General features: G+C 62.9%; 20 protein-coding genes. 10 read left to right on the top strand and 10 right to left on the bottom strand.

Features of this window, described 5'->3' with window-relative positions; all coding sequences use genetic code 11:
* Positions 1–307 precede the first annotated feature (307 nt).
* Both Q0J57_RS02635 and speG read right to left on the bottom strand, forming a co-directional pair.
* Positions 308–1,753, bottom strand: a complete 1,446-nt coding sequence (locus Q0J57_RS02635) for a sodium:proton antiporter (protein WP_297216815.1) — start codon at positions 1,751–1,753, stop codon at positions 308–310.
* A 149-nt stretch (positions 1,754–1,902) separates the two neighbouring features.
* Entirely contained in the window at positions 1,903–2,496 is a 594-nt protein-coding gene (speG, locus tag Q0J57_RS02640) for a spermidine N1-acetyltransferase (protein ID WP_297216818.1), read from the bottom strand.
* A gap of 146 nt (positions 2,497–2,642) precedes the next feature.
* Between speG and Q0J57_RS02645 the strand changes: the two genes are divergently transcribed.
* Positions 2,643–3,233 carry a TrmH family RNA methyltransferase gene (locus tag Q0J57_RS02645; RefSeq protein ID WP_297216821.1) on the top strand — a complete coding sequence of 197 codons (591 nt, stop codon included), beginning with the start codon at positions 2,643–2,645 and terminating at the stop codon, positions 3,231–3,233.
* A gap of 175 nt (positions 3,234–3,408) precedes the next feature.
* Here the strand turns inward: Q0J57_RS02645 and Q0J57_RS02650 are convergent, their stop codons facing one another.
* Positions 3,409–4,200 carry a hypothetical protein gene (locus Q0J57_RS02650; protein ID WP_297216824.1) on the bottom strand — a complete coding sequence of 264 codons (792 nt, stop codon included), beginning with the start codon at positions 4,198–4,200 and terminating at the stop codon, positions 3,409–3,411.
* Positions 4,201–4,321: 121 nt separating this feature from the next.
* Between Q0J57_RS02650 and uvrA the strand changes: the two genes are divergently transcribed.
* Positions 4,322–7,258: an excinuclease ABC subunit UvrA gene (gene uvrA / locus Q0J57_RS02655; protein WP_297216826.1), complete on the top strand. Its 2,937-nt coding sequence runs from the start codon at positions 4,322–4,324 to the stop codon at positions 7,256–7,258.
* Positions 7,259–7,359: 101 nt separating this feature from the next.
* Here uvrA and Q0J57_RS02660 read toward each other — a convergent pair whose 3' ends face one another.
* Entirely contained in the window at positions 7,360–9,987 is a 2,628-nt protein-coding gene (locus Q0J57_RS02660) for an amidohydrolase family protein (protein ID WP_297216829.1), read from the bottom strand.
* Positions 9,988–10,296: 309 nt separating this feature from the next.
* Here Q0J57_RS02660 and Q0J57_RS02665 point away from each other — a divergent pair, with 309 nt between their 5' ends.
* Positions 10,297–12,195 carry a sigma 54-interacting transcriptional regulator gene (locus tag Q0J57_RS02665; RefSeq protein WP_297216833.1) on the top strand — a complete coding sequence of 633 codons (1,899 nt, stop codon included), beginning with the start codon at positions 10,297–10,299 and terminating at the stop codon, positions 12,193–12,195.
* On the opposite strand, the gene Q0J57_RS02670 is transcribed toward Q0J57_RS02665, so the two are convergent.
* Entirely contained in the window at positions 12,192–13,559 is a 1,368-nt protein-coding gene (locus Q0J57_RS02670; RefSeq protein ID WP_297217418.1) for an O-antigen ligase family protein, read from the bottom strand. The two genes, Q0J57_RS02665 and Q0J57_RS02670, sit on opposite strands and share 4 nt — an antisense overlap.
* A 194-nt stretch (positions 13,560–13,753) precedes the next feature.
* On the opposite strand from Q0J57_RS02670, the gene Q0J57_RS02675 reads away from it, so the two are divergent.
* The 5 genes from Q0J57_RS02675 to Q0J57_RS02695 all read left to right on the top strand — a co-directional run bounded on the left by Q0J57_RS02675 (position 13,754) and on the right by Q0J57_RS02695 (position 18,230).
* The gene (locus tag Q0J57_RS02675; protein WP_297216836.1) at positions 13,754–14,398 is read left to right on the top strand and encodes an NYN domain-containing protein; all 645 of its coding nucleotides are present in this window, start codon (positions 13,754–13,756) and stop codon (positions 14,396–14,398) included.
* 143 nt (positions 14,399–14,541) lie between these two features.
* Positions 14,542–15,279 carry a basic amino acid ABC transporter substrate-binding protein gene (locus Q0J57_RS02680; protein WP_297216838.1) on the top strand — a complete coding sequence of 246 codons (738 nt, stop codon included), beginning with the start codon at positions 14,542–14,544 and terminating at the stop codon, positions 15,277–15,279.
* Positions 15,280–15,410: 131 nt separating this feature from the next.
* Complete coding sequence (locus Q0J57_RS02685; protein WP_297217420.1) at positions 15,411–16,217, top strand: amino acid ABC transporter permease; 807 nt, start codon at positions 15,411–15,413, stop codon at positions 16,215–16,217.
* Entirely contained in the window at positions 16,201–16,950 is a 750-nt protein-coding gene (locus Q0J57_RS02690; RefSeq protein WP_297216840.1) for an amino acid ABC transporter ATP-binding protein, read from the top strand. Before Q0J57_RS02685 ends, Q0J57_RS02690 begins: the two co-directional genes overlap by 17 nt.
* A complete protein-coding gene (locus Q0J57_RS02695) occupies positions 16,950–18,230 on the top strand; it encodes a tRNA-specific 2-thiouridylase (RefSeq protein ID WP_297216843.1) in 1,281 nt (426 codons plus the stop codon). Before Q0J57_RS02690 ends, Q0J57_RS02695 begins: the two co-directional genes overlap by 1 nt.
* 91 nt (positions 18,231–18,321) lie before the next feature.
* Here the strand turns inward: Q0J57_RS02695 and Q0J57_RS02700 are convergent, their stop codons facing one another.
* The gene (locus Q0J57_RS02700; RefSeq protein WP_297216846.1) at positions 18,322–19,227 is read right to left on the bottom strand and encodes a hypothetical protein; all 906 of its coding nucleotides are present in this window, start codon (positions 19,225–19,227) and stop codon (positions 18,322–18,324) included.
* Positions 19,228–19,355: 128 nt separating this feature from the next.
* On the opposite strand from Q0J57_RS02700, the gene Q0J57_RS02705 reads away from it, so the two are divergent.
* A complete protein-coding gene (locus Q0J57_RS02705) occupies positions 19,356–19,979 on the top strand; it encodes a flavodoxin family protein (protein WP_297216848.1) in 624 nt (207 codons plus the stop codon).
* 273 nt (positions 19,980–20,252) lie between these two features.
* Here Q0J57_RS02705 and Q0J57_RS02710 read toward each other — a convergent pair whose 3' ends face one another.
* From Q0J57_RS02710 to Q0J57_RS02720, 3 genes are all read right to left on the bottom strand, one after another.
* Positions 20,253–20,633: a CrcB family protein gene (locus Q0J57_RS02710; protein WP_297216851.1), complete on the bottom strand. Its 381-nt coding sequence runs from the start codon at positions 20,631–20,633 to the stop codon at positions 20,253–20,255.
* A gap of 540 nt (positions 20,634–21,173) precedes the next feature.
* A complete protein-coding gene (locus tag Q0J57_RS02715) occupies positions 21,174–22,649 on the bottom strand; it encodes a monomeric [FeFe] hydrogenase (protein WP_297216854.1) in 1,476 nt (491 codons plus the stop codon).
* Between the two features lie 69 nt (positions 22,650–22,718).
* A complete protein-coding gene (locus tag Q0J57_RS02720; protein WP_297216856.1) occupies positions 22,719–23,468 on the bottom strand; it encodes an SPOR domain-containing protein in 750 nt (249 codons plus the stop codon).
* A 216-nt stretch (positions 23,469–23,684) separates the two neighbouring features.
* Here Q0J57_RS02720 and Q0J57_RS02725 point away from each other — a divergent pair, with 216 nt between their 5' ends.
* On the top strand, positions 23,685–24,641 hold the full coding sequence (locus Q0J57_RS02725) for a peptidoglycan glycosyltransferase (protein WP_297216858.1): 957 nt from the start codon (positions 23,685–23,687) through the stop codon (positions 24,639–24,641).
* 200 nt (positions 24,642–24,841) lie between these two features.
* Here the strand turns inward: Q0J57_RS02725 and Q0J57_RS02730 are convergent, their stop codons facing one another.
* Positions 24,842–25,438 carry a peptidylprolyl isomerase gene (locus Q0J57_RS02730; RefSeq protein ID WP_297216860.1) on the bottom strand — a complete coding sequence of 199 codons (597 nt, stop codon included), beginning with the start codon at positions 25,436–25,438 and terminating at the stop codon, positions 24,842–24,844.
* Between the last annotated feature and the right edge of the window lie 115 nt (positions 25,439–25,553).

The following is a 25,553-nucleotide window of genomic DNA, read 5'->3' on the forward strand; positions in this document are numbered from 1 at the left end:
GCCCGCTGTCAAGCACTTTCTGCCTGCCGGAGAAAATTTCTTCCCGGTCCGGCCCGCTCCACGGTGCTTCGCTCTTCATTTGTCAATGCCTCCCGAAGGTCACTTGCCGTTTCCCCCGGGCGCGAAGTGCGTTTATGCGCGCCTTTTGCGCAGGAGTCAAGCAAAAATGTGACAACTGGCAAAATTTTCCCCAGAAGCCCCCTGGCCGGTACACTGCCGGTGCGGGCGATCTGCTGACGACCTGCCTGCGGGCCATAAAAAAGGGCGTGGCCCTGCGGCCACGCCCTTGCACACAATGGTGTGTGACCTACATGAAGAACAGGAAGGTGAGCACCACAAACAGAGGAATGAGGATACCCACGGACCACATCATGTAACCGAAGAAGCTGGGCATGGGCACGCCGCGTTCTTCAGCAATGGAACGCACCATGAAGTTGGGCGCGTTGCCAATGTAGGTATTGGCGCCCATGAACACGGCACCGGCGGAAATGGCTGCCAGGGTGGTGGCCATTTCGTTCATCAGCACCTGGGCATCACCCCCGGCCGTATTGAAGAACACCAGGTAGGTGGGCGCATTGTCCAGGAAGCTGGACAGAGCGCCGGCAAGCCAGAAGAACATGGCGTTCACGGGCTGGGGCGCCTGGCCATCCACGGCCGGTTCGAAAACCATGTTGATGACGCCGGCCAGGGCGCCATCGGTACCAGCGCGCAGAATGGCGATGGCGGGAATCATGCTCAGGAAGATGCCGAAGAAGAGCTTGGCCACTTCGGCAATGGGACCCCAGGAAAATTCATTGAGTTCACGGCACTTCTTGCTGGTGAAGGCCAGGGACAGACCGGCAATGCACAGCAGGGCAATGTCGCGCAGCAGGTTCTGCCCTTCAATGGCAATGCCGTACACCGAGAACCACTCACCCAGCTGCACCATGCCGGAAATGAGCACGGCGGCCACGATCATGGCCAGGAACAGGAAGTTGATGCAGCCTTCGAAGCCCAGCTTTTCCTTGGGAGCGTTGGGATCAACGGGCGGCACCGGCGAGCCTTCCTTCTTGTACAAGATGCTGTCCACCACAAAGAAGATGGCCAGCAGCGCAACAACCATGAGCAGGGTCTTGAAGAACAGGGCCTTGGTGGTCCAGAAGAAACTGACGCCCTTAAGGAAGCCCAGGAACAGCGGCGGGTCGCCCAGCGGCGTCAGAGAGCCGCCGATATTGGCCACCAGGAAGATGAAGAAGACCACGGAATGCACGCGGTAACGGCGATGGGCATTGGCACGCAGCAGCGGACGAATGAGCAGCATGGCCGCGCCAGTGGTCCCCATCCAGCTGGCCAGAATGGTACCCACGGCCAGCAGGCCGGTATTCACGCAGGGCGTCCCCACCAGGGTCCCCTTGAGGCGCACCCCACCGGCCACAGTGAAGAGGGCAAAAAGCAGAACGATGAAGGGAATATACTCCAGCAGAATGGAGTGCAGAGCTTCATAAATGGCCACATTGGCGCCATAGACCAGGAAACAGGGGACCAGGAAGGCCAAGCCCCAGAAAACGGCAACCTTGCCGAAGTGGTGTTCCCAGAAATGGGGGATGGCCAGCGGCATGATAGCAATGGACAGCAGCATGCAGGCAAAGGGGATCACCCACACGGCCGACAGTTCGGCCCCCGGAATATGGGGCATGCCCTCAGCGGCAAAGGCCACTGCGGGCAGCAAAAGGGTGAATAACAGGGACAGCATCAGGGACCGAAGTTTTGGCATGAGTTTCTCCTCTCTACACAGTACCAGACACCCCGGATGGGGCACGTATTCCAACCCCCCGAAGGGGGAAACCTACGATTACCTGTTTACATACTGGAAATCTAGCACCTTGGCAATGACTTTGCGGCAGCTGGGGCGGTAAAAACGGTTCACGCCCCTCCCTCGCTCCCGGTGCACGAACCAGAGGCCGCGGGCGCGGCGGCACGCCGGCACAGGGCCTGCCCGGCGCGGTATTCATCCTGAAAAATGCACATGCGTGACGCATCGTGATACGTGCCGTTGACAAAAAACTCCCGCCGCAGCAGACCTTCCTCGCGGAACCCCAGCTGGGTATACAGGCGTATGGCGTGCACATTTTCCGTATCCACCACCAGATACAGCTTGTAGAGATTGAGCACGTCAAAGGCATAGGCCATGACCAGGCGGGCTGCCCTGGCGGCATAGCCCCGATGCTGCCATTCCGGGGCAATGATGATCTGAAACTCCGCCCGGCGGTGGATGAGGTCGATTTCCACAAGTTCCACCAGGCCTACCCGTTCGCCCATGCGGTCCACGATGAAGCGGCGCTCGCTCTGGTCGTGGATGTGCTTGTCGTACAAATCCAGCAGCTCCACAAAGGCCTCGTAGGGTTCCTCGAACCAGTAACGCATGATGGTGGCATTATTGTCCAGCCCGTGCACGAACTTCAGGTCTTCGCGCTCCAACGGACGGATGGTCACATCCTGTTCCCGTACTCCTGTCATGCTGCCCTCCACGATGGCAAAAAATTTCCGGTCCCGGCGCCCGGCCGTTCCGGCGGCAGTTGCGCGCCGTGCGCTTTTCTGCCACAAGACGAACGTCGGCTGGACGCTGGCAACTCGTGTCCGCGCTGCCGCCGCAAGGAGGAATCATGCCCAAGGACCCCACACCCCGCCGACGGGCGCGCCTGGAAACCGTCCTGCGCCATCGTCAGCCCGATCTGACGCTGGTGCTGGCCAATATTCACGACCCGCACAATGTTTCGGCCATCTACCGCTCCTGTGACGCCTTCGGGGTGGACAAGGTGCATCTTTACTATACGGACACGCCCTTTCCGGTACTGGGCCGCAAGACGTCGGCCTCGGCCCGCAAATGGGTGGACAGTGTGCGCCACCGCAACCGCGAGGAGCTGCTTGCCGCCCTGCGGGAACAGCACATGCAGATACTGGCCACCACCTTCACCCCCACGGCGCGCCCGCTCCGCCACTGGGATTTCACCCGGCCCACGGCGGTCATCATGGGCAACGAACACAGCGGCGTGAACCAGGAGCTGGTCCAGATCGCCGATGGCGAACTCTATATTCCCATGTACGGCCTTATCCAGAGCTTCAATGTTTCCGTGGCCTCGGCCATCATCCTGTCCGAAGCCTGCCGCCAGCGCGAGGACGCCGGCCTCTACGACAGCCCCCGCCTGCCGCCGGACGAACTGGAACGCCGCCTGACCCGCTGGCTGGAAAAGTAGGGAGCACACCGGCCCGAGTCATACCACCGGCCGCCGCTGCCGGCAGCGGACAAAAAGCAGACCACACGAGATCAAGGGAATGCCGTGCCCCCCTTCCTTCCGCAAACGCCATTTTCCTGTGCAGCAAACGACAACAGCCCGCCGGAAACCTCCGACGGGCTGTTTGCCATACGTTCTAACGGGAAGGGGCAGCCTGCTGCCCAGGGGCTGCCATGCCGTCTGAGGGCACGGCCGCCGCATGGTCCGTCCGCAGTTTGCGGAAACGCCGACCGTCCCACTGATAGCTGATGTCATGGGCGTGCGGCAGGTGCACCATGCCTGTGGCGTTCCAGAAAATGGGAACAGCCATGAGACCGCCATTGCCCAGACAGATATTCACGGAAGGGTACACGTCTGCGGGCAGGGATTGTCCCTCGGCAAAAAATTCTTCCACGGCCGGTTCCTGCGGCGTATCCACAGGCACCACGCGGCAGCTGCTGTCCACCCGCCACAGTTCCACCGTGCACATCTCGCCGCCCAGCGTGCCGATGGCCGCCAGCACGGAACCGTCCTTTTCATTGCGGAACAGGCGCACCGCCACGCCACCATCACGGAAAGGCAGTGCCGTGAACACGATGACATCCTCGGTTTCTCCGGCCAGTTCCCAGAATTCGCTGCGCCCTTCCAGCAGCAGCTGCTGTTTTTCCGTTTCGTCAAGGCCCGCCACCGTGGACTCAAACAGGCTGCCGGGCAACATGGCAAAAACCGTGCGCGCCGTCAGCTGCGGTGTCTGCGGCGATACGGGCGCACTGGCGGCATTGGCCGGCGTGGGCGCGGGTGCCGGAGCAGCCGCACTGTCTTCCCCCTGTCGGGACGCATCGGCTGCGGCGAGGCTGTGACCGCACAACCCCGTAACGGCAAGAAACAACAGCAACACAAAACGGCACATGGCTTTCCCCCCGCCATCCCGCAGAACCTTGCCGGACATGCTTCCCGCTGTGCGCGGATGACGTAAAAAAATTTATACCGTCTTCGCGCAGCCTTGTCCATCCCCATGTGGCGGATCCCGCACCTTGCCAAGGCCCCATGCCCTTGCGTACAAGGGCTGCATGACCAAGAACGCCATTCATATTGAACATGCCCGCCAGCACAATCTTCGGGACATCAGCCTTGACATCCCGCGGGATGAGCTGGTGGTTGTCTGCGGGCCGTCAGGTTCCGGCAAGTCCACGCTGGCCTTTGACATTGTCTATGCCGAAGGGCAGCGCCGCTATGTGGAATCCCTTTCCACCTACGCCCGGCAGTTTCTGCCCCAGATGGACAAGCCCGACGTGGAAAAGATCGAGGGGCTTTCCCCGGCCATTTCCCTGGAGCAGAGCACCTCGTCACGCAATCCGCGCTCCACGGTGGGCACGGTGACGGAAATCTACGATTTTCTGCGTGTCTTCTTTGCCCGGCTGGGGCACATGCACTGCCCGCACTGCGGCCGCCCCATCGAAGCCCGCGCCGCTGACGAAATCATCAGTGATATCATGAACCTGCCGCAGGGCACCCGCTTCATGATCCTGGCGCCCCTGGTGGAACACCAGAAGGGCACCCAGCAGGACAGGCTCAAGAAGCTCAAGGCCCAGGGTTTTGCCCGCGTGCGGGTGGACGGCGCCTTCCACACCCTGGACACGGTGCCGCCCCTGGACAAGAACAAGAAGCACAGCCTTGACCTGGTGGTGGACCGCCTGGTGAACAAGGACGGCATCCGCGGGCGGCTGGCCGATTCCGTGGAACTGGCCCTGCGCTATGGCGAGGGCCGGCTTGTGCTGCACCAGCCGGACCTGCCCGAGGCGGAACGCGACACCATTCACTCCACCACCTCGGTGTGCCCTGTCTGCCATATTTCCCTGCCGGCGCCCAGCCCGCAGCTCTTTTCCTTCAACAGCCCGCAGGGAGCCTGCCCCCGCTGCGTGGGCCTGGGCACGGTGGACTATTTCGAGCCGCGCCTCATTGCGCCCAACCGCGGCCTGTCCCTGGAGAGCGGGGCGCTGCTGCCGTGGGCGGAAAACCGCCTTTTCCAGCGCTATGCCCCGGCTCTTGCCGCCCTGGGCCGACGCTGGCGCTTCACCCTGCAAACGCCCCTGGACGACTTTTCCGATGAGGCGCTGGCAGCCCTCTTCTATGGCGAGGATGCCAAGGGCCGGCCGGCGGCTCATGTTTCCGGCCTGCGCCGCAACTGGATGGGCGGCAGTGTGGCCCTCACGGCTGCCGGCGACTATCAGAGCAGCCACTTCACCGCCGCGCGGGCGCAGGAGGAGGTCACGGTCTCCGAAGCGCGCTGGCCCGGCGTCATTCCCCTGCTGGAAAAGGGCATGCAATATGGCGATGCCTGGCGGGAGGTGCTGGCCCGGTTCCGCCAGTCCACGGACTGCCCAGACTGCCACGGGCAGCGCCTGGGGCCGGAAGCCCTGTCCGTCACGGTGGATGATCTGAACATTGCCCAGTTCTGTGCCCTTTCCGTGGAGCGCGCCCTGCACTGGCTGCGGCAGCGCCAGTTCAGCGGGCGGCATGTGCTCATTGCCGAACCGCTCATGAAGGAGCTGACGCACCGTCTTTCCTTTCTGGTCAATGTGGGCCTGGACTATCTCTCCCTGAGCCGGACCATGGGCACCCTGTCCGGCGGCGAAGCCCAGCGCATCCGCCTGGCGTCACAGCTGGGGTCCGGTCTTGTGGGCGTCACCTACGTGCTGGACGAACCGTCCATCGGCCTGCACCCCAGGGATAATCAGCGCCTGCTGGGCACGCTGCGTTCCCTGCAGCAGCGCGGCAATACCGTACTGGTGGTGGAACATGACGAGGCCACCATCTGCGCGGCGGATACGGTCATCGAGCTTGGCCCCGGTTCCGGCAGCCACGGCGGGCAGATCATGTTTCAGGGCAGCGTGCCGGAACTGCTGAAGGCAGACACCCTCACGGCGCGCTATCTGCGCGGGGACATGGGCATCCCGCTGCCGGATGCCCGCCGCGAACCCCAGGGCTGGCTGACCCTGCGCCAGGTGGCCACCAACAACCTGCGGCACATTGACTGCCGTTTTCCCCTGGGCGTGCTGACCTGCGTCACCGGCGTGTCCGGCTCGGGCAAAAGCTCGCTGGTGGTGGATACCCTCTACAAGCATCTGGCCATACAGCTGGGGCAGCGCGTGGACCAGCCCGGCAGCATTGCGGGCCTGGAATACAGCGAGGATGCCCGCCCCATCGAACGCATCGTGGCCATTGACCAGACGCCCATCGGCCGCACCCCCCGGTCCAATCCGGCTACCTATACCAAGGTTTTTGACGAAATCCGCACCATCTTTGCCATGACGCCGGATGCCCGCAAGCGCGGCTACAAGCCGGGACGCTTCAGCTTCAATGTGCGCGGCGGCCGGTGCGAGGCCTGCGGGGGCGACGGCCAGATACGGGTGGAAATGCACTTTCTGCCCGACGTCTACGTGACCTGCGATGTCTGCAAGGGGCGCCGCTACAATCACGAAACCCTGGAGGTACGCTACAAGGGCCTCAATATTGCGGAAGTCCTGGACCTGCCTGTGGATCAGGCCCGCGCCTTCTTTGAAAACTATCCGGTGCTGGAACGCCGCCTGTCCGTGCTGGAAGATGTGGGCCTGGGCTATCTGCGCCTGGGGCAGCCCGCCACCACCCTGTCCGGCGGCGAAGCCCAGCGCATCAAGATTTCCCGCGAACTGGGCAAGCGCTCCCTGCCCGGCACCATGTACGTCCTGGACGAACCCACCACCGGCCTGCACATGCACGAGGTGGGCAAGCTCATCACCGTGCTGCATGCCCTGGTGGACAAGGGCGCCACCGTGGTGGTCATCGAGCACAATACGGACATGATTCTGGCGGCAGACCATGTGCTGGACATGGGGCCCGGCGGCGGGGAAAACGGCGGCACCATTGTCTCGCAGGGCACGCCGGAAGCCATCGTGGCCGATCCGGCCTCGGTCACCGGACGCTTCCTCATGCAGGAACGCCTGGACCGCCTCCACCGGCGCGGCTGACGCAGCGCCCCCGTCCCCGCAAACAACGGGCTGTTCTTCCTGCGCCGCCACTGACACAGCGCGAGGAAGAACAGCCCTTTCCTGTGCTATGGTCCGCCCGCCTACCGGGTCTTCAGGCCATTGGCCGGCAGGCTGCCGGCTGTGGTCATCATGACGCGGTGAGCCATCGTTCCGGCCCGGGCATCCGCATCAAGCGTTCCGTCATTATCCCGGATAATGAAGAAGGCAATATAGGTTCTGTCCATATCCAGCACGCTGTTTCGTGGCAGCGCGATGGTAGGATCATCAAGGGTGGCCACCCACCACTGTCCGGAAGCCTGCGTCATGTCATCTGCCGACGGCTCCTTGTAGGCGTAGGTTACCATGCCCCCATCCGCCATGCCGTGCAGGGCAAACTTTTCCAGGCTTTCGCCGTTACCCAGGAAATCCATCCGGAAAATGGTACTTTCCCCCTGCGGCACGGATGCGGTGAAAGCATAGGCGCCGAGGCCGGCTTCGCCGGCAGCCACGGACGACACGGGCACCGCCTGAACACGATCCATGGCCGCCGTGGTATCGAAGCGCGGCTGTGCATAACTGATGTTCACCGGCGCCACAAACGAGGCGTCATCCGGCAGCATGCCGTAGACAAGCCTGTCGCCCACAATGGTGGCTGCCACGCGCATCCGGGCAATGCGCATGGGATCGCTGACAGCCACATCAAGAATATCCTCGTCCATGATGACAAAGTCGGCAAACATGCCTTCCCGAAGGGAACCGATACGATCTTCCACCTTGTTCTGATAGGCAGGGGCCACCGTCACGGCCCGGAGTGCCTGCAACGCGTTGAGACGATGGTCATACGTCCAGAACGTGCTGGTTTCCGTGGCATTGATGCGCGCCTTGTATTCCGCTGTGGCGTTGATGTCCTTTCCCGTCCCGTTGACCAGAAGATTCTTCTGCCCGACGTCTGCGCGGGCATCACCGGAAATGCGGGTTACCGCCGACTGGATGCTGCGCAGGGGCGAGATGGGCGTAATGGTGGTATCGTTATGGAAGCTGTACGGCTGTCCATAGTATTCGCTCCAGCCGGTGGGACTCATGTTAAAGGCCCGTCCCGGCCCGAAGAATTGATTGGTATGGCGATAGCCGTAGAAGTATGTGTGATTGTTGAAATACGAGTTGAAAAGATGCTGCGCCTTCATCAGTTCAGGGAGATTCCCCTGCGGCAGGCGGCCGCCCATGGTCAGGTCGACCTTGCCATGGGCAAAGGCGCCCCGCAGCCCGCTGTACATGCCGGCCGTCCTTTCCAGATCGGCATAGTTCCCGGTCATGCGCTCAATATGCTGCCGCTCCATGGTCTGGGCATGAATGGAGGTGTGCCGCGTATCGCGGATATGCGGATAGGTGGCAACAGCCTCTTCAATGGCCGCAATGAAGGCTTCCGCCGCGGCTGGACCATTGGTATGGATTTCCACCCCCTGTCCGGCCGCATGGTAGATCTTGATCCCTTCCAGAAGCGCCTCATAAGGAATGTTCACCGTACCGGGCAGACCCACAAAATACTCGGACGCCATAAAGCTGTCCTTCGGCGTGTAATTGCGCCAGTCATAGTAGCCGGGGGCCTTCATCCATGCGGTATAGCCCTGTGGCGACCCGTCATAGACAAACTTGTGCGCGCCGAGCAGCAGATAGTCTGCGGGCAGGTCAGCCGGAACGGCCTCGCCGCCGGGAATCTGCCAGCGGGTAATGTCCTGCCCCACCGTGGGAGCCTGCGAGGCATCGGTATACTTGCCGTCGCCCCTGTCCTTCCAGCCCAGCGCCTTGCGGTTAGGCAGGCCATGAGCATCCCCCGTGCTGCCCTTGGCAATGCGATAGCCATAGGGATGCACAAGCACACGCAGATCCAGCTGATCCCTGCTCAGGGCATTCTGCAGCTGAGGCAGCTGCTGCCGCACGATGGCTCCGCCCAGATCAGCCGTTGTCACCCCGGCTGCGGCATAGACCTGACAGGCCCGCGCCGTGCCGAAGCCCGCGTTGGTCTTGAGTTCGTCCAGCAGCGGCATGAGTGACCGGGCCTTGAGTTCAAACAGAACCCCCGAGATCTTGCCGCTGGCGTCCTTTTCCAGCCCGGGCGTATCATTGCTGTCCGAAATCTTGTACTTTTCGATGGTGGCAGAATTCACCGCCGCAATATGACCGGAGATATGCATAATCATGATGGGGTGCCTGGTGCTGGCCCTGTCAAGATCATGACGGTTGGGATGCCGCTGCTCGGCAATCTGCGTATCGTCATAGCGCCAGCCAATGATGGGCATTCCCTCAGGAACGGTCCGGGCCTTCTGGGCAAGCTTGGCCACAAGCTTGTCCATGGTATCCACCGTTCCGCCCAGCAGGGGGCTGGAAAGATTCACCTGATACAGATCATACGTTCCCTGGCGCGGGAAATGCCCATGCCCGTCCACAAAGCCGGGATACATGGCCTTTCCCCGAAGATCCACACAACGTCCGACCCGCCCGGGGGTAAAATAGCCGGCCTTTTGGGCATCCTCCCGGGATCCCACAAAGACGATCCTGCCGTCCCTGGCGGCAACAACATCCGCCTTGTGGGCATTTTCGGTCTTTTGGGCTTCCTGTGGTGTTTCCGTCATGGTGTATATGGTACCGTTGTAATAAACGGTATCGGCCAGCAGGTTTTCAGCACCGGCAGGCGATGTTCCCGACAGTAATGACGGGATGAGCATTGCCATGACTAAAAGAGACTTCCCCAAGTGACTACACATACATACCTCCTAAAAATGTTCAGTTCCTTTCTGCTGTACTGCCCTGCACATATCCTCCTTTCGTGATCGTTCTTCCTGCCTTCATGGCATTTCCCCGGGCAGCACGGAGCATGTCCTGTTACCAGCAAGCAAGTTTCGTTCCAGCGGAAGGCAAACAAGCAACATATTTAAATTATAGACAAAATAAAATATTTTACGCACAATGAGATTTCTTGCTGTTTCCTTTTTGGCAACAGTGAAACACCCGCCTGAAACACTCCTCCCTGCGAGGTCCTTGTGAAGCGCATCATCATTCTTTCGGCCAACCCCCAGACCATCGCCCTCTGCTCCGGCATTCTGGAGCGCCAGGACATGCAGGATGTACAGCTTGTCAGGTGCAGCGCCCTCGACAGGGTGGACGAGCTTCTGCAGGCTGTTCCCTGTATGGAAGACACGGTTGCCATTGCCAACGGGGAACGCCGGAGCCACCTTGCGCGCATGCTGCCATCGCTGCCCGTGGTCAATCTGATGACAACGCCCTTTGACATCATGAAAGCCCTTGTGGCTGCCAGAAAAAAGAGTCTCCATGCGGCGCTTGTGGGGGATACGTCGCTGGCGGACGGCTGTATTCACTTCTCCGCCCTGCTGGGCATGCGGGTAAGCCACTACGCCCTCAGCGATTTTGCCTCTCCCGAGGCTGCCATCCGCCAGGCAGAAAAGGACGGTGCCCGCGTAATCGTGGGGGGATACTCCCTTCTCGCCTCATTGCAGCAGATCATACACATTCCCGTTGTCCCCCTGAGCGTCAGCGCCAACAGCATCTGCACAGCCATCGAGCACGCCAGAAAAATCGTGGAATTCATGGACCGGCTGAAGCAGAAGCAGGACCTCATCCAGACATTCCTGAACCATACCGTGCACGGCATCATTGCCATAGACACCACAGCCCGCATCCGCATATTCAGTCCGGCCGCTCAGCGGATGCTGGATATTCCCGAATGCCGCGCCATGGACAGACCTGTCAGCGAGGTCTGTCCGCAGCTCTCCTTGGATAACGTACTGACATCGGGCCGGGGGGAAACTGACGCAATCCTGGAACTTGCCCACTGCACCCTGCTCTGCGACAAGATTCTGCTGAAGTCCGACGAGGTTCCCACAGGGGCACTGGCCATCCTGCAGGACACGCGGCAGATCCACCGCACAGAAGCTGCCGCACGCCGCAAGATTGCGGACCGGGGCCTTGTGGCTGACGGCCACTTTGACGACATCCTGGGAAAGGGAAAGGAGATGGCATCAGCTCTGGAAAAGGCCAAGCTGTATGCCATTACGGATTCCACCATTCTGCTGTACGGCGAATCCGGCGCAGGCAAGGAGCTGTTTGCCCAGAGCATCCACAACCACAGCCGACGCCGCAAGGGGCCTTTTGTTGCCATCAACTGTGCCGCCATGCCGGCAAATCTTCTGGAAAGCGAGCTGTTCGGTTATGAATCCGGGGCCTTTACCGGGGCGGGATCCCGGGGAAAGCCGGGACTTTTTGAGCTGGCGCATCAGGGCACGCTCTTTCTGGACGAAATCGGCGAAATGGAGCTTTCCCTCCAGGGCAAGCTGCTCCGCGCCCTGCAGGAACGCAAGATCATGCGCCTTGGCGGGCAGAACTTCATCCCCGTGGATCTGCGTCTCATTGCCGCCACCAACCGCAATCTGCACGAGTATATCCGCCAGGGCAGCTTCCGCGCCGATCTGTATTACCGCCTTGGTGTGCTCACGCTGCTCCTCCCGCCCCTGCGCCACTGCCGTGAGGACATTCCTGTCCTGGCCCAGAACTTCCTGCAGCGTCATGCCGGCAAGGCCCGGTCAGCCTTGAGTCTTTCTCCCGGAGCGCTGCTTCTGCTCCAGCAATACGACTGGCCGGGCAATGTCCGGGAACTCATGAACATGATGGAGCGCCTTGTGGCCCTCTACGGACAGCAGCGCTGCATAGACGAACGCATCATTCAGGAAATCTTTGACGAGGAGGATCACATCCGCCGCTTTGCCGCATCCCCCGGAGAGCGGCACGCCCCCAGTGATCACGGCGGCGAAATAGCGCGCGCCCTTGCCCTTGCCGGCGGCAACTGCACACAGGCAGCACGTCTCCTCGGCATCAGCCGCGTGACCCTCTGGCGCAGGCGCAGAGCGCAGCGCACGGATGCCTAACGTGTTCTCTCCCGCCATGGGGATTCCGACGGTTCTGCCGTATCGGCCTTCCCCTGCGGTGCAACTGCCGGCGCCTGCGGGCCGCCCGTGCCGCGCCGCGCCGCGGCGCAGCGCTCGCCATTGACGATAGCGCCGGCAAACACTCCCAGATGGCACATGGCCAGCCCCAGCCACCAGGTACGGTAGAAATCGTGGCCAAAGATGCCGTTGACCAGCCAGCCCATGTAGCCGCACCAGAACCAGCCCGTGATCTGCCAGTACAGGCGCTGCGGCGTGCCGGCGGCCCAGCCCGCCAGCTGCGGCCGTATGCACCGGTAGCCCCACAGGGCAAAGCCCAGCAGAAATAGCATGCCCAGGGCAAAACCCACCAGGCCGTGGGCATAGAGCAGGTCAAGGTACATATTGTGCGGATGGCTGATGGTGATGGCATCCCGTTCCGGCACCAGCCCCAGCGCCCGGAAGGCGGCATTGTACTGCCCGGCTCCCGCCCCGAAGACGGGATGCTGGCAAAAAACGGCCCAGCCCAGGCGCCACAGGCTCCAGCGTCCGTCGCCGGCCACCACGGAGGGTCCCAGACGGGACTGCTGTGCCAGCACAAAAAGCCCCAGCAGCCCCAGCAGAATCAGCAGCAGACGCCGGGAAACGGGCGGCCGGGCCACCACCCACCAGAAACACAGCGACGCCCCCACCGCCAGAAAGCCGCTGCGGCTGCTGGCCCCTACCAGCAAAAAAAAGGCCGGAAACAGCAGCATGCCCAGCAGCAGCGAGGCCGCAGGGGCGGAAAAGCGCTCCCGCAGCAGATGCCAGCAGGCAAAGGAAGGGATGAGCGCCAGGGCAATGTAGTTGCCCACGGCATAGTCGCCCAGGCTGCCGGTGAGGCGGCCGCTATTGAGCGTGTAGCCCATAATGAAGTCATAGCCGCTGTACCACTGCCAGATGCCGTCCAGCCCCTGCCACAGACAGGCCATGACGCCGGCCCAGACCAGACGGCGCAGATCGCGCAGGTCGCGCACGCATTCCATGGCAATGAGGGGCAGGATAAAGCCCTTGTTGATGCCCGTTCCCGCATGCAGCAGCGAGGAAAAGACATTGCCGGACAGGACAATCCCCAGCAGAATCATGGTCCAAAGGCAGAAAAACAGGGCGCGCACCGGCAGGCGGCCCCATACGGAACGCTGTCGGGCATGGCGATAATAGCCCGCAAGAAAAAGAAGGCAGACCAGCGGCATGACCTCGCGGGTGCCATAGCCGCTGGGAAAGATGGCCAGTGTCAGCCAGAAGGACCAGAACAGTCCACGGAAGAAGAATTCTCCGGGGTCGTTGCTGTACAAAAGCCGCAGCCGCTGGGACATATGATGGAACATCAAACCGTTTCCGCCTCGATGAGGTAACGCTGGGGGCAAAATACCCAAGACCCTCCGGAAGTTCAAGAAACAAACGGTAATGACACGTGAATACAGTGTTTTTTCCGGGGAGTTCTGGACAGATACGCACGCGGCGTGTATTCATGAAGGGCAGGTGAAAACTGTTTCCCCAGTAACATTTTTTTGAGGTCATCATGGCTCGATTCACAGGATTTGATGAAGTGTACAGTGCTCTTTATGTGGATTTTGACAATATCTATACGCGCTTTCTGGAAGTGGACCCCGAGGCCGCCCGCTCCTTTGGCAGTGCGCCCTACCGCTGGGTCCGCTGGATAGAAAACCATGCCCTGCGTATTCTGTATGGCGATGGCGTGCGGCGCCGCATCCTCAAGCGGACGTGCTACCTCAACCCCCAGCGCTATCAGGAATTCCGTCATCAGTTCACGCGCAGCGCCTTCCAGGTGGTGGACTGCCCCCCTCTCACCTCGCGAGGCAAGACCAGCACGGACATCCATCTGGTAATGGACTGCATGGACGACCTTTCCCACCCCACCAAGTTTGATGAATTCATCATTCTTTCCGGTGATGCCGACTTCACCCCCCTGCTCATCCGGCTTCAGGAGCATGCCCGGCGCACGCTCGTCCTTTCCGTGGGGTATTCCTCGCCGGCCTATACGGCTGCCGCCTCCTGGCGCATCCGCGAAGACTGGTTCGTGCAGCAGGCCCTCAAGGAAGAGCGGGAGGAATTCGAGACGGAAAGCCCGGCCCGCAACCAGGCGGCGCCCGCTCCGCAGCAGGACAGTCATGACGAGGATCCCACCCCTGGAAATCACTGGTAGGACTTGACGCCGGCCGGGCCGTCCCGCTACATACGAAGAACTTTTTGCGGCACGCGGGCACATCTGCTGCCGCATGGCACACAAGGCTCCGTCCCCGTGCGGGGCGGATCGATTCGTTACCCTTTCTTTCTGGAGGATGCACTATGCTGCGCAAACTCGCCCTGGCCCTGCTGGCCCTGACCCTCTGGTGCAGCCCGGCGGCTGCCGAAACCTACGTTGTGGCCGGTGACTGCACCTGGCCGCCCATGGAAGCCCTTGACAAGGACAAGACCCCCGTGGGCTATTCCTTTGACATCATCCGCGCCGTGGCCAAGGCTGCCGGCTTTGAAGTGGAAATCCGCAATATTGCCTGGGACGGCATCTTCGCCGGCGTGGCGGCGGGCAACTACGACATCGTGGCCTCCTCCACCACCATCACCCCCGAACGTCAGAAGGCCTTTGACTTCTCCGACCCCTACTATGAAGTGCGCCAGGCCGTGATCATGCCCGCCGGCAAGACCATCTCCAAGCTGGCCGACCTCAAGGGCAAGAGCGTGGGCGGCCAGATCGGCACCACCGGCATCTTTGTCATGCAGAAGGCCAATGTGGGCGCCACCATCCGCGAATATGACGACGTGGGCCTTGCCATCCAGGACATGGTGGCCGGCCGCATCGACGCCGTGATCTGTGACGATCCGGTGGCCATGTACTACATGAACAAGAAGGCCGAATACGCCAAGAAGCTCAATGTGCCGCTGGTGACCAACGATGTGGAATACTACGGCTTCACCATCAAGAAGGGCCGCAAGGACCTGGCGGAAAAGATCAACAAGGGTCTCAAGATCATCCGCGAAAACGGCACCGAAGCCAAGATCAAGGAAAAGTGGATGGGCGCTGAATAGTGTCCGTATGGCGTGCGGGGGGGCAGCCCTCCGCACGCCGACCTTTCACCCCTACGCAGGAACCGGCAATGCAGGATAAAATCGAAGGCCAGAGCAAGGGCAATATCGTCATGGTGACGGAAGAGCATGCCATGCCCGACAGCCGCGACGGCCAAAGCAAGAATACCATTATCATGGTCACCGATGGTCCATCCATTCCAGACCCCCGTGAATGGCGGCTTATCAACGCCTGGTCCATTGCGCTGGTGGGGGCCGTCACCACTCTTTGCCTTCTGGCATGGTTCAAGCCAGACCCCTATCGCGAAATTCTTCTGTTCGTCCCTGACGGACTTGCCGCCACCTTCCAGGTGACCCTTCTTTCCATCTGCTGCGCTGTTCCGCTGGGGCTGCTGACGGGTCTGGGCCGCATTTCGCGCCACCGGCTCATCAATCTCGTTGCTTCCACCTATGTGGAAGTCATCCGCGGCATTCCGCTGCTGGTGCAGATATTCTATTTTTACTACGCCCTTTCCGGCATGCTCCAGCTGAGCCGCACCGCCGCTGCCGTCATCTCCATCAGCTTCTGCTACGGCGCCTACATGGGCGAAGTCTTCCGCGCGGGCATTCTGGCCATCTCCAAGGGCCAGACGGAAGCGGCGCGCTCCCTGGGCTTCAACCGCTTCCAGACCATGTTCTACGTCATCCTGCCGCAGGCCTGGCGTACCATCCTGCCGCCCATCGGCAACGAATGCATTGCCATGCTCAAGGACACGGCCCTGGTTTCCGTGGTCTCCATGCCGGACCTCATGCAGCGGGCGCGCAGCTTTGCCAACAATACCTATCTCTATTTTGAAACCTATACGGTCATTGCTCTCATCTACCTGATCATCACGCTGCTGCTCTCCAAGGTGGTCAGCATAATGGAATCCCGGCTGAACTACTATGATGGAAAAAAGTAATATCGCCCCGATCATCAGCATCCGCAATGTCTGGAAATACTTTGGCAAGAATGCCGCGCTTCAGGACATCAGCCTGGATATCTCCCCCGGCGAACGCGTGGTGATCATCGGCCCGTCCGGTTCCGGCAAGTCCACCCTGCTGCGTTCCATCAACCGCCTGGAAGAAATCGACAGTGGCACCATCCTGGTCCAGGGGCAGGACATCACGGACCATCACAACAATATCAATACCATGCGGCGCAATCTGGGCATGGTCTTTCAGCAGTTCAACCTCTTTCCGCACAAGACGGTCCTGCAAAACGTGACCCTGGCCCCCATCAAGCTGCTCAAGCTGTCCCGCAGCGAAGCCGAAGACCGCGCCTTTACCCTGCTCAAGCGCGTGGGCATCAGCGACAAGGCCAATGTCTTTCCGGCCCAGCTTTCCGGCGGACAGCAGCAGCGCGTGGCCATTGCCCGCGCCCTGGCCATGCAGCCGGCCATCATGCTCTTTGACGAGCCGACGTCCGCCCTGGACCCGGAAATGGTGGGGGAAGTGCTGGATGTCATGGTGTCGCTGGCCGAGGACGGCATGACCATGATCTGCGTCACCCACGAAATGGGCTTTGCCCGCACCGTGGCTGACCGCGTCATCTTCATGGATCAGGGCCAGATACTGGAAATGGGCACGCCGGAGCGCCTCTTTACCGCCCCCCGGCATCCCCGCCTGCGCCAGTTCCTCAACCAGATTCTCTGATGCGCATTGCCGTGGCCGTCAGCGGCGGCGTGGACAGTCTCTGTGCCCTCTGGCGCCTGCACCAGGACGGGCATGAGGTGCTGGCCGTGCACGGTCTTTTTCTGCCGCCGGGGGAAGACATTCCCCCGCGGCAGACGGCAGATGACGCCCTGTCCGTCACTGTCCGCCTGCCTGCTTCCTGCGGAAACGCCACCGGCGACCTGCCGCCGGCCCGCCTCTTCTGCCTGGACCCGGCAGACGTTCCCGCCTCCGCTCCCCTGCTACCTGCCCCTCTGGCGGACAGCCTGTCCCCGGCCCTGCCGGGCCTGCGCCAGAACTGCCGCAAGCTGGGCATTCCCCTGTATCTGCTGGATGCCCGGGCACTCTTCGACGCCTGCGTGGTGCGGCCCTTTGTGCGGGCCTATGCCGCCGGGCAGACGCCCAATCCCTGCGCCCTGTGCAACCGGCATATCAAGTTCGGTATTCTTGCCGCCGCCGCCCGTGAGCTTCAGGCGGACCTGGCCACCGGCCACTATGCCCGCCTCGGCACCCTGCCGGAGACCGGCGGCCTTACCCTGACCAGCGCCGCAGACAGCGCCAAGGACCAGGGCTATTTTCTTGCTCTGGTACCGCCTGCGGCCCTGGAGCGGGTGCACTTTCCGCTGGACAGCCTGCGTAAGCAGGACTGCCTGCAGGCGGTCCGTGCCGCCGGCCTGTCCGTTCCCCTGCCCGGAGAAAGTCAGGAAATCTGTTTCATTCCCCCGCATGAAGACGCCTACCGCGACTTTCTGCAAGAGCGCTGGAAACAGGAAGGTATCCCCTGCCCGGCAGTCGGCCCCGTGCTGCTGCGCTGGCGGCAGGAGGACGGACACATGGCCGAACGCCCCCTGGGACGGCACAACGGCCTCTGGCGCTATACCGAAGGGCAGCGGCGCGGCCTGGGCATAGCCCACAGCGAGCCGCTGTATGTGCTTGCCAAGGACATGTCCCGCAATGCCCTGCTGGTGGGCGGCCGTTCCCTGCTGGGCATGCACACCTGCCTGACCCGTCCCGCCAATTTCTTTCTGCCGCCGGACCGCTGGCAGGCAATGCCCGCTGCCGGAGAAACGCTGCGGGTGCGCCTGCGCTATCGCCAGCAGCCCGTGCCGGCTAGGGTAGGCATCCGTCCCGACGGCGGGCTGCACATCTGCCCGGCCCCGCACAGCGGGCCGCACTTTCCCTCGGCCCCCGGCCAGGTGGCCGCCGTTTACGATGCGCAGGGCCGCATGCTGGCCGGCGCCCTCATCAGTGACATCAGCTGACGCGCTGCCGTCTGCTCTCGACATGACAAAAAAGGACGCCATGCGGCGTCCTTTTCTGGTCCATCGGGTCATGGCCTGTCGGCCGCGCGGCTTACAAGCAGAACACAAGAACTTCCCGCAGCAGCAGGAGAACAAAGGGCAGGCAGAGCAGCCACAGCCGGCGGGCCTGCGCCGGACGGAAAAGAAAGACCGCCCAGAGCAGCATGGCCAGGGTCAGGGGCACAATGCCCCCCCAGACGGACAGCGGCAGCTCCTGCATGGGCAGTCCGTAGCGGAAATGCTGCACCGGAATCAGAAGCATGTCGCTCCAGATGTCAATGCAGGAGGGGAAATAGCCCAGCGCGGCCCAGACGGCGCACCAGCGCACCACCCGGTCAAAATTGCCGTTTGCCAGCAGGGGGTCGTCACGCAGGCAGTACAGATAAAGCAGGGCAGCTCCGCCGGCCGGGGCCATCTTGGCAAAGGCATGGTGCAGGGCTGAGCTGAGCACAAGCTGCTGCATGGCGGCCCGTTCCATGCCCTGCGGCGGCGGCATGAGCATGCCTTCCAGCAGCAGAGCCATGCCAAAATAGCAAAGCAGCGCCCCCAGATTCAGCAGCATGGGCAGACGGATGACCCGGCCGTCATAGCAGGTCTGCGCATCGGCAATGCTCCCGGGAAAGTGGGGAAACTGCCGCTCCGCCCTGCGCAGGGCCGCCAGACAGACGCCGGCAAGCGCCGCCGCCAGCAGACTGCCGGCCATGGTATGCAGCCGCCACGGCGGCAGGTCCGTCCACCGGGGCAGGGCCAGCAGCTCCCGCGCGTAGTCGGCAGCAAGCAGCAGCAGGCTGCCCCAGCACAGCCAGACAGCCAGACGCGACAGGCGCGTCACCCCCCAGAGGCACAGGCGGCCATGACCGCGGCGCCCCAGGGGATAGGAAAGCAGCAGGAGCAGGGGCAGCAGCTGGGCGGCGTGCAGGGGATACTTGAGAAGGAAGAGAAGACAGGTGTGCAACATAGGTGTATACAAACGGGGTGAATGAATAACGGTCTTATACGGACTCCCCCTGCATCAGGCAAGGAGAAAGCGGCCCGTGCCGCCTCCGCAGGGAATCCGTGGCGACCAGCACCACCAGGAGTTTCCGCATGAACGTTCTGCTTGTCAACGGCAGTCCCCACGCCAACGGGGCCACGGCAACGGCCCTCAAGACCATTGCCGACCGCCTGCACGAACACGGCGTGGATTCCCGCCTGTTCCACATCGGCAACAAGGCCATCCGCGGCTGCATTGCCTGCAATTACTGCGGCCCCAACCGGGTCTGCTTCCTCAACGACGACCCGGTCAACGAGGGCATGGCCCTGCTCCGCACCTCCGATGCGCTCATCGTCGGTTCGCCGGTATACTATGCCGGACCCAATGCCACGTTGTGCGCCTTTCTTGACCGTGTTTTCTACCGCAAGTCCGATGCCTATGCCTTCAAGCCGGCGGCGGCCGTGGTCAGCTGTCGCCGGGGCGGGGCAAGCGCCACCTTTGACCGCCTGAACAAGTATTTCACCATTGCCCGCATGCCCGTGGTCTCCTCCCAGTACTGGAACTCCATCCACGGCAATAATGCGGAAGAAGCCCTGCAGGACAAGGAGGGCTTGCAGACCATGCGCACCCTGGCCGACAATATGGCCTGGCTGCTCAAGTGCATTGCCGCGGGCAAGGCCGCCGGCATCACGCCGCCGGAACCCGAACCCTGGGAAGGCACCAACTTCATCCGCTAGCGTCACGGGCGCCTACGCCTGCCGCCGGCGAAGCACGATCTTTTTCGCCGGGCACGGTGTCGGGAAAAACGGGTGCTGCGGTATGCTCATGCCGCAGGGCAGCGTTTTCCGGCAACAATGCCCTGCGGAAAAGTGCCCTGCCGCAGGCAGCAGGCGTTCTGTGGGTGCGGATCATTGGTCCCGGCAGGCGCCGGCAGGTATCTCTCGTCCGCGGCAGGGGCCGTTTCTCCGGCTCCTGCCCGCCGGACGCCGGCTGCGGCGTGGCCGGGCCGCCTAGACATGCCGGGCCAGGGTCATGCCCAGCAGCAGCGCCCCCATGCCCAGGACCACCTGCACAAGGATGTTGCAAAACAGCAGCCCCAGCCGCTCCTGCCCCAGGGCAAAGGAATCGAACATAAGGGACGAAAAGGTGGTGAAGGATCCCATGAAGCCCACCAGCAGCAACAGGCGGACCTGATCGGGAATCATGAGGCGCACGGCCGCCAGATGCCAGATGAAGCCGAACAGAAAACTGCCCAGCACATTGACCGTGAGGGTCCCCAACGGGTAGCTGCCTCCGGCCAGACGGTTGGCCAGTTCGGATGTGGCGTAGCGGGCCAGCGTTCCCAGCGCTCCCGCCCCGCCCAGCAGCAAAAGATTGCTCAGCGTTGCCATGGTTCTGTCCTTTTCTGCCGCCGCATCGTCCGTGACGAACGGGGCCCCGCAGGCCCTGACGGGGCGGTGCTATGATCTATCCTTTTTGTCATGAAAAAAACTGCCCTGTGCCGGTGCATCACCGTCCGCGTCCTTCTGCGGGTCTCTCAGACCGAGAGCGCGAAGATTGACGCCTCAGCCCCCGCCACAGCCCACCGGTCCCTTTTTCAGCAGATACCGCACCAGCGTCATGAGCACCAGAAACAGGACGCCTCCCAGAAAATAGGCCATACGTTCCTCACAAAAAATACTGTTTACCTAACGGAGGAAATGCCTCCCGTTCCCCCGGCCGAAGAAATGTCCTCGGCGCACGCCCTCATACAGGCATGCCGCTGGACTGTGCGGCTGATACGCCGCTGATTTGTGCGCTGCCCGCAGCACCGGACACGGCATGCGGAAATGTGGCCTCTGCCCGGCAGTTTCTGCGGCGCCCGCTGCCGCAAGCTGCCTGCCGACGGACAACACTGCCCGCCCCCCGGCCTGCCCCGTCGGCCCGCAGGCTCATTCATGCGCCGTCAGGCTCTCATGCCGGGCAGCACTGCCGCAGGTGGCGCGGGCAAAGCGTTCCACCAGCCGGGCCGCCGTATCCGGCTCGACCAGCACACCGGACCCGCCCACACAACCGCCCGCGCAGGCCATGACCTCCACCAGATTGCCGGGACAGTCCCCGTCAACGTAGGAACGCAGCCGGCGCATGGCCTGCGGCGACAGACCGTTGATGCACACGGGGTGCACCGCGCAGGCGTCGCCCGCCAGCGCGCGGATGGCCGCCGCCACCCCGCCGGTGACGGCATAGCCCCGGCCGGCGCCGCTGGCCGTTCCCAGCGGAGAAGCCTCGCACTCGTCCACGCGAATGCCGCGGGCATCCAGCAGCGCGCCCGCTTCCTCAAAGGTCAGCACAAAATCCACCAGCGGATCGCCAAGGGCCTCGGTGCGCTGGGCCACACACGGCCCCAGAAAGACATTGACCGTATCGGGATGGCCGGCGCGGGAAATTTCCGCCGCATAGTGCATGGGCGTCCGGCTCTCGGACACAAAGGGCAGCAGTTCGGGAGCATGCCGCCGCACGGCCTCCACATAGGCCGGACAGAAGGACGTGGTCATGAAGGTGTCTCCCCGCTGCATGCGCTCCGCCCAGTGGCGGGCGTCCTGCTCGCTGGCAAGATCCGCGCCGGCGGCCACCTCCACCACCTCGTCAAAGCCCAGTTTTTTCAGGGCAGTGATGATGCGCGGCAGGCCGCCCTTGAACTGCCCCGCCATGGCCGGCGCCACCAGAGCCGTGACATGCCGGGGAGAGGCCAGCGCCATGAGCACGGGCAGCACGTCGCTGCGCTCCATGACGGCGCCCGAGGGGCAGGCCCGCAGGCAGCGCCCGCAGCTGGTGCATCGGGCAAAATCGATTTCCGCACGGCCTTCCACGCCCTTGCGGATGGCCTGCACGGGGCAGGCCGCCTCGCACGGCACAGTGAGGCGCACAATGGCATGATAGGGACAGTGGGCATGGCACTGGCCGCAGTTGCGGCATTTGTCGGGATCAATGTGGGCGCGCCCCTGCACAATGGCGATGGCGCCAAAGCGGCAGCTGCCCGCGCAGGAACGGGCCACGCATCCCTGGCAGGCATCGCTGACAAAATAGCGGGCCTTCATGCAGCTGTGGCAGGCAATGTCGCAGATGGTGAGCACGGGCCTCCTGGGCGTCTGTTCCTCCAGCGCCCGCTGGGCAAACTGCCGCAGGGGAATGCTGTCGTCCTGCTCGTCTTCCAGACGAAAGCCCAGGGCGGCGATGATGCGTTCGCGCAGAATGGCACGGTCCTTGTAAATGCAGCAGCGGGTCTGCTTCCGCCCGTTGCGGGGCCGCATGTCATGGGGAATCCTGTCCACCGTTTCCGCTAGGCGACCGTTCCAGAAGGCCTGTGCAACGTGGCCGATAACGCCCAGACGCAGGGCACAGACCATATTTTTGTTTGACAGGGCCATGAATCATCCTCCTTGGAACAGGTTCGGGACACAGCGTCGACGGACGAGAAAAAGAGGACGCCCCGCGCCTCAGCGCAGGACAGGCTTGCGGCTGCGCTGGATGGGATCGCCCAGGCGCAGCTCGTGCATGATGCGGGGAATCTCCGCCGCGCGCTCCGCATTACCGCGCAAAAGCACCAGCACCAGATAGTAGCGGCCGCTCTTTTCCATGCGGGTGCGCAGGCCGCGCCCCTCAAGGCGCTGCCGCAGATCGTCCACGGCGCCGGCATCACGAAAGGCGCCCACCTGAAACACATAGTCAAACATGGTGGCCGGCGTGGCCGGCGGCGCGGTCTGGCCTTCGGGCACAGCGGCCTGCATGCCGGGCGGCATGGCGGGAACCGCAGCAGGCGCGGCGGCATCCGTGCCCGTGCGAGGGGGTACGGCAGGCTGTGCCGGCGCCAGCGGCGGTGTGACCTGATCCACATTCTCGCCCGGCGCAGCGCGCAGCACCCGGGCAAAGCGCAGGTCTTCGGCAGCCAGAATGCCCGGCTCGTTCTGCTCCGTCTCCGCTGTCTGCTCGCTGTCCTCCCCGGCCACGGTCTCCTCATCCGCCGCAGCGGTCTCTTCTCGCAGGGCATCTTCCTTGCCGGCCACAAAGGGAGAAATGTCCTCCCACTGGCTGCGGCCAAACATGATGCCCACCAGATAGGACGACGATATGGCCACCAGCGCCAGAAAGAGCACCACCAGCACGGACGGCAGCGTCATGGGCAGACCGGCGGCCGGGCGCTGCTCCCGGTCGGGGCCGTGTTCCTTCTGTCTACGAAAAACGTTCATGCCATTTCCTTGCTGACGGGCGGCAGTCCGGGCCATGTGCTCACGGCACGGGGAACTGCAAAAAACCTTGCCGGACAGACTGCCGGAATGCTCAGTTTAGCCTGCCCCCGGCCGAAGGTAAAGGCCCGGAACCGTCCCCGCCCTGCCCCGACGCCGCGCTTGCTCCCCATGGGCGCCCTTGCTACACTGCGAAAAATTTTTCTGCAGGATGGTCCCATGTTGCGTCCTTTTCTTTCCGCTGTCCTTGGCTGCCTGCTGCTGGTGCTTTCCGCTCCCCTCGTCAGGGCGGAAGACACCCCGGCAAGCCTTCACGTCCGCAACCATACCCATATGGAGCTGCTGAGCATCCGCTTCAGCACGACCCGTGTGGAAAGTTTCGCCCGGCTTGATCTGCCGCCGGACGGGGAAGATACCCTGGAACGTCCCGGCGGCGTCCAGGACCTGCGCCTGGATTTCGGCCTGGTTCTCTGGAACTTTCCGCACATCGATCTGGACCGCCTGCAAGGCATCACTGCCTGCCGCGAACATGACGCCCCCTGCCTGCTGCTGCACGGCAGCAGGGGCGAGGAAACGCACTGTGCCGGCACGGTCCGCAGCCTGCTCCCGGCTGACGGCCGCCCCGTCTGTGCCCTTACCAGCTTCCGCCCGGGCATGAAGATGGACGATGCCTGCGCCCTGCTGGAAAAGAACCTGCTGACGGATGAAAATGGCGCCGTGCTCACCAGTCTGGGCTTTGCGGGGCTGGTCTGGGCCGCCCGGCTTACCCCCGGACAGGGGCCGGTGCGTTCGGCCGTGCTGGAACATCTGGAACTGCGCCAGACCCTCACCACCGACCATCTGCGCGCCCTGCTGTCCACCCTCTATGCCCAGGGCTACAGCCTCTGGCAGGCCGAATTTCCGGGCATGGACTTCAATTTTACGGAAATGACCACCTTTGACGAGGAGCGCCGCCGCCAGATTCTCCAGCAGGGGGTGGAACTCATGTTCAGCGCCGGCACGGGCGAGGCCTCCATCATGCTGGCTCCGCGTGCCCTGCTGCCGGCCCTGCTGGATGCCGAAGACCCCAAGGAAGACGTGCAGCTCTTCACCGTCACCCTGCGCCCGGCTTCCTCCACCCTTCTGGTGGACATTGCCTCCTATACGGCAGAACTCCAGGACGAGGGCGAACGCTAGACAGCGCCCCGGCTTCCGGTCCCGACTTCCGGCCCCGGATTCCGGCCTGTCCGCTGTTCTGACTGCCGGCCAGGCTTCAGGCGCTCCCGCCCCGGCTTCCGGCAGTGCGCGCCGCGCAGACGCGGCCCATCCATGACAAAAAGGGACCCTTCCGCCCGAACGCGAAAGGGTCCCTTGGCGTTGCCGCGTCACGGCAAAAACTATTCCACGACGATGGCCCGCTTGATGATCACCGGCTCCTGCGGCACGTCATCATAGAAACCGCGGCTGGTCGTGGGCACGGCGGCAATCTTGTCCACCACGTTCTGCCCCCGGATGACCTTGCCGAACACGGCATAGCCCCAGCCCTGCGGGGTGGCGCCGCGGTAATCAAGAAAGGCATTGTCCCGCGTGTTGATGAAGAACTGCGAGGTGGCCGAATGGGGTTCGGCGGTACGGGCCATGGCAATGGTGTAGCGGCGGTTTTCCAGGCCGTTGTCCGCCTCGTTGCGGATGGGCGCCCGGGTGGGCTTTTCGCGCAGATCAGGGGTCATGCCGCCGCCCTGAATCATGAAATCGCGGATGACACGGTGAAAGATGGTGCCGTCATACTGCCCGGCCCGCACATATTCCACAAAGTTGGCCACGGTCCGGGGAGCCTTGGTGGCATCCAGACGCAGCACAATGTCGCCAAGGCTGGTTTCCAGTTTCACCACCGGATCAGGGCCGGCGGCCTGCGCCGGTCCGAAAGGAACCGCGCCCAGCAGGCAGGCGGCCAGCACCGCCAGCAGGGCACGACGAAGAAAGGTTTGCAGCATGGGTTGCCTCCTGGAGTTTTGACCGCCTCTAGCACCTTTCCCCCAGGGCCGCAAGCCGGGGTGCCACGGGCCGCGCGCTGTCACAGAATGTCACTTGCCAAACGCCATTCCGGTC

It is taken from the genome of uncultured Desulfovibrio sp. (genome assembly GCF_944324505.1).
In the GTDB taxonomy this organism is placed as follows: domain Bacteria; phylum Desulfobacterota; class Desulfovibrionia; order Desulfovibrionales; family Desulfovibrionaceae; genus Desulfovibrio.